This window comes from Nitrospinota bacterium, from assembly GCA_035528715.1.
Lineage (GTDB): Bacteria > JADFOP01 > JADFOP01 > DATKYB01 > DATKYB01 > DATKYB01.
Genome location: DATKYB010000072.1, coordinates 25,326 through 31,717 on the forward strand (window position 1 = coordinate 25,326; position 6,392 = coordinate 31,717).

The window sequence follows — 6,392 nt, forward strand, 5'->3', positions numbered from 1 at the left end:
AAAAAGGGGGAAAGTTTAAAACACTTCCCCCCTTTTTTTGTCTTTATTTATCTCTAAGGGTGGATTATTCAAATTTCATATAGTCACTGGCAGATGCCTTATTACAGATGGGACAGGTATCAGGTGGATTATTCTCTACAGTGTAACCGCATATTGGACAAACATAGTAGGTCACCTTCTCCTCTTTCCCCAGATTCTCTAAGGCCTTATTATAGAGTCCGGCATGAATCTTTTCTACTTGATTGGCATAATTAAAACTTATCATGGCCTCTTTGTTTCCCTCTTCCTTTGCATCCTTTATCATTTCTGGATACATGGTCTTAAACTCATGCGTTTCTCCCCCAATGGCCTCTTGAATATTCTCGCTTGTACTCTTGATCCCTTGAAGTACCCGAAGATGATTGTGGGCATGGACTGTTTCGGCCTCAGCAACAGCCCTGAAAAGCCTTGCAACCTGAGGATATCCCTCTTCTTCTGCCTTTTTAGCAAAGGCAAGGTATGTTCTGTTTGCCTGAGATTCTCCGGCAAAGGCATCTTTGAGGTTCTTTTCTGTCTTTGACATGAAAACTCCCTCCTTCATTTAGTGTTAATAGGTTAAAATTTCATGAATAATTTTTTGAATCTCTTTCCTCATTTTTGGCAATAGAGTAATAAATAATAGATAATCTTGCAACTGTCAACGAACTTTTGCTTTTTTTTAATATTTTTTCAGATTTTTCCAAATATTTATTTCAGAAATCAATAGGAATGTTGACTGGTTCCGTGTAAAAATCCTTGAATTTGTTTGATTATGAGGTAATATTGATAAACCAAACCAAAAAATTTTCTTATAATTTATGAATTTAGATTCCATATTAAAAAAGTGTTCTATATTTAGCTTTCTTCCTGAGAGGGATTTAGATAAGGTAAAAAAGATTGTTCATGAAAAGGTCTATAAGAAGAATGAACATATCTTTCATGAAGGAGAAAAGGCGAGGGGATTTTATATCTTAAAATCAGGCAAAGTAAAGGTTTATAAGACCTCCATGGATGGAAAAGAGCAGATTCTCCATATTATTTCAGAGGGTGAATCTTTTGGTGATGCTGCTGTTTTTCATGGTGAGACCTATCCTGCCAATGCCCAAGCCATGACCGATTCTCATTTGATATTTATTGAAAAGATGGACTTCATTCGATTAATCAAAGAGTTTCCAGATATCAGTCTTAAGATAATGGCCAGTCTTTCAGCTATGTTAAGGGATTTTACCAGGCTTGTAGAGGACCTCTCATTAAAAGAAGTCTCTTCTCGAATAGCAAAGTATTTCTTGGAACAGTCAAAGAATCATGGCAAAAAAACCCTTGAAGGGCCTAGATTCACATTAGATCTAAGTAAGACCCAGTTAGCTTCACGCCTTGGAACAATTCCTGAAACTCTTTCTCGTTCTTTAAGCAAATTGAAAGAAAGGGATATCATCAGAGTGGATAAAAATGACATTGTGGTATTAGAAGAGGATGCCTTACAAAAGATTGCCGAGGGTTTAAAGAAAGATTAATTATGGAAATTTTGATTGATGGATATAATCTCTTAAATGCCCTGCCAGTGCTCAAGCGCTCATCTGTGAGTGAAGAAAAAAAGAGAGAATATTTGATCAAGATTCTCGATTCTTATCAAAGATTAAAGGGGCATCAAATCGTTCTCTGCTTTGATGCCTACAGGGGTTTTTCCCTCTTTGATATGATAGACGATTCTTTAGGTATCAGGATTATCTATACGGCTAGGGGAAGGACTTGTGATGATTATATAAAGGAGTTTGTGGAGGAGGAGCATAGGGAGAAGAGGCTCCATTCAGAGAAACTTCTGGTGGTGACTTCAGATAGGGAGATCATCAATTATGTTCAGCGCTTTTCTATTGAGGCTATCTCATCTAAGGAGTTTTATAGCCGTCTTGAAATGGCAGCGAAGATAAAAGGGAAAGAAGAAGCTGAGGATGATTTTAAGCCGTGGGAAAAAACAACTAAAAAGAAGGGTCCTTCTAAGCGGCTTAGTAAAAGAGAGAGAAAAAGAAGGAATCTCTTGAAAAAGCTATAATTTTATTACGTTATATCTCCATCATAACCAATTAAGAATTCATTCCATTTTCTTAACCAATTTCGTTTGCTGGGATTGAGTCTGTGTGATATAATCCAAAAAATTTTTGCATTTTTTTAACCCTATCTAGTAAGAATTGAAGAGATAGAAGGCAAGAATATCATGAATTTCTTTCGAGATTTTAAATTTTTTTGCTTGGATCATTCTCTCTTAGTAAGAAAAACAGCAAGATTCGTCAAGCGCATGCAGAAAGAACTGAGAAGACCCTCACTTGTATCAATTGAATTGACAAATGTATGCAATGCAAATTGTATTATGTGTTCCAGAAGATATATGACACGCAGGGTGCACCACATGTCTCTTGACTTAGCCAAACATATCATAGATGAGTGTAAAAAAGAAAAAATCAGGTCTATAAATCTGTTTTGGATGGGCGAAACGATTCTTTATCCCCATCTCGAAGAAATATTGGAATATATTAAAGCAGAGATACCCAACACCAAGATCGGCCTTAATACGAATGGCGAGTTTCTTACCCAAGAAAAGGCAAAGATTATCTTAAATTCTAGCATTAGTAATCTTAACTTTAGTATTGATGGGATTTCTAAGAAAACCTATGAAAGTATCAGACAAAACGTATCCTATGAAAAGGTTGAGAATAATATTCATGGATTCCTTAAAATGCGAAATTCTATGGGTAGAGAAGACCTTAAGGTAGGTGCATTTTTGATTAAAATGGATAAAAATTCTGAAGAAGCAAAATTATTTAAAGATAAATGGAAACCTTTGGTCGATAAAGCAGATACCGTTGCTTACTGGAATTGGGGAGGTACACAAAAGGATAGGGCTTTAGGGGATCATAAAAGGCGGAGTATTCAAACGTTTAATTTCCCCTGTCAAAATCTATGGAAAGAATTAGTGATAAGTAATGACGGAAGGGCAACCATGTGTTGTGTGGACTATAATATTACCGAAGAGATAGGCCTTATTAATAATAACTCAATAATGGAGATATGGCGGGGATTAGCAATGCAGAGATTAAGGAAAATTCATATGCAAAAGCGGTATAAAGAGTTAGAGATGTGCAGGGATTGTAATCGATTTACATTTCAGATGAACTCATCATGGGAGCGTATGTGGGCATAATTCTAATCTACTGTATTAAATGAATACGAAAAAGCTTAAAATGGTGAAGATTAGAAAGGAGGTGAAATAATGAAAAAGGTGGCTTATCTTATTACGAGAAATGGGACCAGAGAATTAATTGAGGGATGTTTACTTTCAACTATAAGCAAAGGGAGTCATGGTGCGAAGGTCTTGGCCCTCCATTTTGCCGAGGATGGAGTGTATCATCTCATAAAAGGAACGACAACCGGAGAGAAGATTGAGAAGGCAATCAAGGAACAAGGAGTAAAGGTCTTAGCCTGTGAATGTTCTGTAGAGAATCGGAATATCAAGGATAAGATTATCGATGATGTGGATATGGGTCATTTTGCCGATTTTTATGAGGCAGCAGCTGAAGCTGATCACGTCATTGCGATATAGAAATTTTAAAAAGGCAGAAATGTCCATTTTTTCAAAAAAAGACAAATAGTGTTTGACACTTATATAATTATTAGATATTAATTTATTGCATCTATTTTTAAAAAAGCTTTTATATGTTTTGGGAGGAAATCAATGATTGATAAAGATACAGCACCATTGGATGCCCTGAAGATTGCCTTTAAAAGAGAGTGTGAGACCTATGATATTTATAAAAAGGCAGCAGAACTCGTTGATGCTCCCGGTGCAAGAGAGATGTTTCAGTTTCTAGCAGAAGAAGAAGAGAAGCATAAAAGGCTTATCCAGCAAGAGATGGAGAAGGAGATATATAAAGAGATGTGATTTTAGATTTTAAAAAATTTAGAGGGAGGCCAGAATGGATAAATATGTATGTATTGCATGCGGATATATTTATGACCCAGAAAAGGGAGACCCAGACAATGGGGTAGAGCCGGGAACCCTCTTTGATAATCTGCCTGATGATTGGGTATGTCCTACTTGTGGTGCAACTAAGGATATGTTTGAAAAGGCCTAAGAAAACAAATTATAGCAATAAATGAGACGAAGATAAAAAAAGGGAAGGATTATCTCTTACTATAAAGGCAACCGCAGTAATTTTGGCGATAGAGATTATATCTTTTACTTAACTCTATACTCTTTTTAAAGCCATCCTGCTTTTTAAAATCTGCGGCTAGAAAGTCTGCTTTATATTTTTCAGAGAGAGATCTGCCAAGACTATTTATTAAATTGGCATTTTTGTGGGGGCTTATTGTTAGTGTGGTTGTAAATATATCATACCCTTTTTCTTTAGCTATTTTTGCTGTTTTTTCTAATCTCATGAGAAAGCACCTTTCGCACCTCTTTCCTCCTTCAGGTTCATTTTCAAGCCCCTTCGTTAAAGAAAACCAGATATCAGGGTCATAGGGAGGATTTAATAAATTAAAATTAAACTCTTCTGCTATTTTTTGCAAATCTCCCCACCTTAATTCATATTCTTCTTCTGGATAGATATTTGGGTTATAAAAATATCCTGTTATTTCATATTCTTCGTCTAAAACGTGAGCAACATGAGTGGAATCAGGAGCACAGCATATATGCAGAAGTAATTTTGGTCTTTTGATTGTTATTCTATTTTTCATAATGCTGCAAAATTTGGTTTTAGCTTTATTCCTTGATAAGAGTCTCTTTTTTTGAGTTCTTTATTTACTGCATTGATAACCTTGAGTTTATTTAAAGACCATAAGGGAGCTATTAATTTATCCCTTGGAGGGTCCCCTGTAAGCCTGTGGATTACAGTGGAAGGATGGAGATGCTCTAAGAAATCACATATAAGGCTTACAGCATCTTCCATTTTCAGAATTTTAATCTTTCCCTCATTATACATGTTAGCTAATACGGTTCCATCCACAACAAATAAGAGATGGATTTTTACACCGTCAATCTTTAAATCCGCCAGGAATTTTGCTGTTTCAATCACCTCTTCTCTTCCTTCCTGGGGAAGCCCTATGATGACATGAGTGCATATATGGATATTTCTTACCCTTGTCTTGTTAACTGCATCAGTAAACTCCTTTAATCCATGACCCCTGTTAATCTTTTTCAATGTATTTTCATGGATGGATTGTAGCCCATATTCAACCCAGACGGTATAGGTTTTGGCATATTCTTCCAACAGGTCGAGGATTTCATCTGACACGCAGTCTGGCCTTGTGCCTATTGATATACCAACGATATCTTTGAACTTGAACGCTTCATCATAAATCTTTTTTAATTTTTCTAAAGGGGCATACGTGTTAGAGTAAGGCTGAAAATAAACGATAAACTTCCTTGCCCTTCTTGCCTTTGATAAAAATTCTTTTCCTTTAATAATCTGTTCTTTGATTGGTATGGGTGGGTTTATCGATTGAGGCCTTGGGCCTCTGCTAAGGCAATAAATACAACCCCCTTTGGATATCCTGCCGTCTCTGTTTGGGCATGTAAGACCTGCATCAACAGTAATCTTATATACCTTGCATCCGAACCTTTCTTTTAGATAGGAGTTAAGATCGTAATATCGCTTGTTGTTTTGCATGCCCATCTTCCAAGAGGTAAATATTTCAATGCCTAGCTAAATTTTGTGTTATAATAGCAAATGGAAACAACCAAGTCAAAATATCATCTATAGAGCAGCACCGGTTATGTATTTTTACCAAAAAGATTATGATGTAATCGTAGTAGGGGCTGGCCATGCTGGTTGCGAGGCAGCTTTGGCATCTGCACGTATGGGCCTAAGGACCCTTATATTTACTATAAATTTAGATAATATTGCTTTAATGTCATGCAATCCTTCTATTGGAGGAACAGCTAAGGGTAATTTAGTTAAAGAAATAGATGCCCTCGGTGGAGAGATGGGTAAGATTGCTGATAGGACTGGGATTCACTTTAAGATATTAAATTCCTCTAAGGGCCCGGCAGTTCAGTCTACAAGAGCTCAGACAGATAGACAGAGATATCACGCAGCCATGAAAGAGGTTTTGGAAACTCAGGATAAGCTAGATATAAAACAGGCAATGATAGAGAATATTGTTGTTGAAAAGGGTGAAGTAAAAGGGGTTATCGATAATACAGGAATGGGTTATCATAGCAAGACCGTTATCTTAGCAACAGGAACTTTTTTAAATGGTATCATCCACATTGGACTGGTTCAATATCCTGCAGGAAGGGCGGGTGAGTTTTCTTCAAAAGGTCTTTCAAGATGCTTAGAAAGGTTGGGTCTTAAATTAGGCAGGCTCAAAACAGGTAC

At 36.5% G+C, this 6,392-nt stretch carries 10 protein-coding genes; 7 read left to right on the plus strand and 3 right to left on the minus strand.

What is annotated here, in order from left to right; genetic code table 11:
- Window positions 1-64: 64 nt before the first annotated feature.
- On the minus strand, window positions 65-562 hold the full coding sequence (locus tag VMW81_05675) for a rubrerythrin family protein (protein HUU50426.1): 498 nt from the start codon (window positions 560-562) through the stop codon (window positions 65-67).
- Window positions 563-836: 274 nt separating this feature from the next.
- On the opposite strand from VMW81_05675, the gene VMW81_05680 reads away from it, so the two are divergent.
- The 6 genes from VMW81_05680 to VMW81_05705 all read left to right on the plus strand — a co-directional run bounded on the left by VMW81_05680 (window position 837) and on the right by VMW81_05705 (window position 4,145).
- Window positions 837-1,532, plus strand: coding sequence for a Crp/Fnr family transcriptional regulator (locus VMW81_05680; GenBank protein HUU50427.1), 696 nt, complete (start codon window positions 837-839; stop codon window positions 1,530-1,532).
- Window positions 1,533-1,534: 2 nt separating this feature from the next.
- Window positions 1,535-2,068: an NYN domain-containing protein gene (locus VMW81_05685; GenBank protein ID HUU50428.1), complete on the plus strand. Its 534-nt coding sequence runs from the start codon at window positions 1,535-1,537 to the stop codon at window positions 2,066-2,068.
- A 162-nt stretch (window positions 2,069-2,230) separates the two neighbouring features.
- The gene (locus tag VMW81_05690; protein HUU50429.1) at window positions 2,231-3,214 is read left to right on the plus strand and encodes a radical SAM/SPASM domain-containing protein; all 984 of its coding nucleotides are present in this window, start codon (window positions 2,231-2,233) and stop codon (window positions 3,212-3,214) included.
- Window positions 3,215-3,283: 69 nt separating this feature from the next.
- Window positions 3,284-3,613, plus strand: coding sequence for a DsrE family protein (locus tag VMW81_05695; protein HUU50430.1), 330 nt, complete (start codon window positions 3,284-3,286; stop codon window positions 3,611-3,613).
- Between the two features lie 132 nt (window positions 3,614-3,745).
- Window positions 3,746-3,952, plus strand: coding sequence for a ferritin family protein (locus VMW81_05700; protein HUU50431.1), 207 nt, complete (start codon window positions 3,746-3,748; stop codon window positions 3,950-3,952).
- A 34-nt stretch (window positions 3,953-3,986) separates the two neighbouring features.
- Window positions 3,987-4,145 (plus strand): rubredoxin, encoded by a 159-nt coding sequence (locus VMW81_05705; GenBank protein HUU50432.1) that lies wholly within the window; start codon window positions 3,987-3,989, stop codon window positions 4,143-4,145.
- A gap of 49 nt (window positions 4,146-4,194) precedes the next feature.
- On the opposite strand, the gene VMW81_05710 is transcribed toward VMW81_05705, so the two are convergent.
- Window positions 4,195-4,749 (minus strand): epoxyqueuosine reductase QueH, encoded by a 555-nt coding sequence (locus VMW81_05710; protein HUU50433.1) that lies wholly within the window; start codon window positions 4,747-4,749, stop codon window positions 4,195-4,197.
- Entirely contained in the window at window positions 4,746-5,681 is a 936-nt protein-coding gene (locus tag VMW81_05715; GenBank protein ID HUU50434.1) for a TIGR01212 family radical SAM protein, read from the minus strand. The genes VMW81_05710 and VMW81_05715 overlap by 4 nt, the downstream gene beginning before the upstream one ends.
- Window positions 5,682-5,787: 106 nt before the next feature.
- Here VMW81_05715 and VMW81_05720 point away from each other — a divergent pair.
- Window positions 5,788-6,392, plus strand: a 605-nt coding sequence (locus VMW81_05720) for an FAD-dependent oxidoreductase (protein HUU50435.1), incomplete at its 3' end; no start/stop codon positions are given.

Excerpts from the sequence above, each read along its gene's own strand:
- VMW81_05685 (HUU50428.1), top strand. The coding sequence starts at position 1,535 with ATGGAAATTTTGATTGATGGATATAATCTCTTAAATGCCCTGCCAGTG.
- VMW81_05690 (HUU50429.1), top strand. The coding sequence starts at position 2,231 with ATGAATTTCTTTCGAGATTTTAAATTTTTTTGCTTGGATCATTCTCTC.
- VMW81_05710 (HUU50433.1), bottom strand. The coding sequence starts at position 4,749 with ATGAAAAATAGAATAACAATCAAAAGACCAAAATTACTTCTGCATATA.
- VMW81_05705 (HUU50432.1), top strand. The coding sequence starts at position 3,987 with ATGGATAAATATGTATGTATTGCATGCGGATATATTTATGACCCAGAA.
- VMW81_05715 (HUU50434.1), bottom strand. The coding sequence starts at position 5,681 with ATGCAAAACAACAAGCGATATTACGATCTTAACTCCTATCTAAAAGAA.
- VMW81_05680 (HUU50427.1), top strand. The coding sequence starts at position 837 with ATGAATTTAGATTCCATATTAAAAAAGTGTTCTATATTTAGCTTTCTT.
- VMW81_05700 (HUU50431.1), top strand. The coding sequence starts at position 3,746 with ATGATTGATAAAGATACAGCACCATTGGATGCCCTGAAGATTGCCTTT.
- VMW81_05675 (HUU50426.1), bottom strand. The coding sequence starts at position 562 with ATGTCAAAGACAGAAAAGAACCTCAAAGATGCCTTTGCCGGAGAATCT.
- VMW81_05695 (HUU50430.1), top strand. The coding sequence starts at position 3,284 with ATGAAAAAGGTGGCTTATCTTATTACGAGAAATGGGACCAGAGAATTA.